We start from the raw sequence: 1,247 nt of genomic DNA on the forward strand, positions 1-1,247 counted from the left end.
ATTTAGGAGATGGCAAAGACAATCCTGCACAAGTAGCCGGTGATGGATCTCAAGGGCTTATTTTCCGAGATAACTCAGGTGGAACGTACTTCAACAGTATCTTTGGAGACTTCAAAGGTCAGCCGAATGCACCAGCGTTAAACATAGAAGATGTGGCAGATGCAGCTTCAGAAGACAGTCGTAAGCGATTAGAAGTGGGTGATCTGAAACTATTGAACAATTTCTGGTTTGACTTTACGGCAGGCACTACCCTAGAAGCTTTGGTGCCCCAGGAATTTGTGCGAACCAGCCCGAACTTTGCTGGCAACCAAATCACTGATCCAGGATTACGTGGAATCGGACGTACTCCAGAATCTGAAGAATTAGATCCACGATTAGAAAGTACAAGTACGGCTTTAGATGCAGCTGACAGAGATTTATATACTGACCCTTGGTTTACGAAAGTTGATTATGTTGGTGCTTTTGGTGTTAACAACTGGCTACGTGGCTGGACAGCTTTAGATCAACTTGGTTATCTGGCACCAGTTGCCACAGGTGGATCTTCAGTTACCATAACAGATGCGAGTATCAATGCGGGAGACAAAGTATTTTGGACAGCGGACAATGAATATCTTCTTGATGGGATGGTATTTGTGGAAGACGGAGCAGAACTATGGATTGAGCCAGGCACGGTAATCAAAGCCGAAGACGGATCAGGAAATAATGCATCAGGCCTCGTCATTTCACAAGGTGGAAAAATCTATGCTGAAGGAACAGCAGACGCTCCGATTATCTTTACTTCTAAATTAGATGATTTAAGTGGCCTTTTAGACGAGCAAGATCGTGGTTTATGGGGCGGTTTGGTTGTATTGGGTTATGCAAAAACCAATAACGCTACAGTTCGCCAGATTGAAGGGGTGAACGAAATAGTAGGAGCTGGAGACGATCGTGCCAACTACGGTGGAGATAATGATGATGACAATTCAGGTGTTATTCGTTATGTGTCGTTACGCCACACTGGGAAAGCGGTAGGCGATCAAGCTGGAAACGAGATTCAAGGATTAACCTTGGGTGGAGTTGGTCGTGGTACGACCATTGAGTATGTAGAGTCATTTGCATCAGATGATGATGGATTTGAGTGGTTTGGTGGAACAGTAGATGCGAAATACTTAGTATCAGCATTTAACTCAGACGACGCCTTTGACTGGGATGAAGGCTTTAATGGACGTGGACAATTCTGGTTTGCAATTCAGGCGGAAGATGCTGGT

Annotated in this window: 1 protein-coding gene; it reads left to right on the forward strand. The window is 44.7% G+C overall.

The genetic code is table 11. The features are described 5' to 3' along the window. Positions 1-1,247 (forward strand): beta-helix domain-containing protein (locus RIG68_RS24770; RefSeq protein ID WP_502880694.1); only part of this gene is annotated, 1,247 nt, incomplete at both ends.

Origin of the sequence: Imperialibacter sp., assembly GCF_040222385.1 — a bacterium.
Taxonomy (GTDB): Bacteria; Bacteroidota; Bacteroidia; order Cytophagales; family Cyclobacteriaceae; genus Imperialibacter.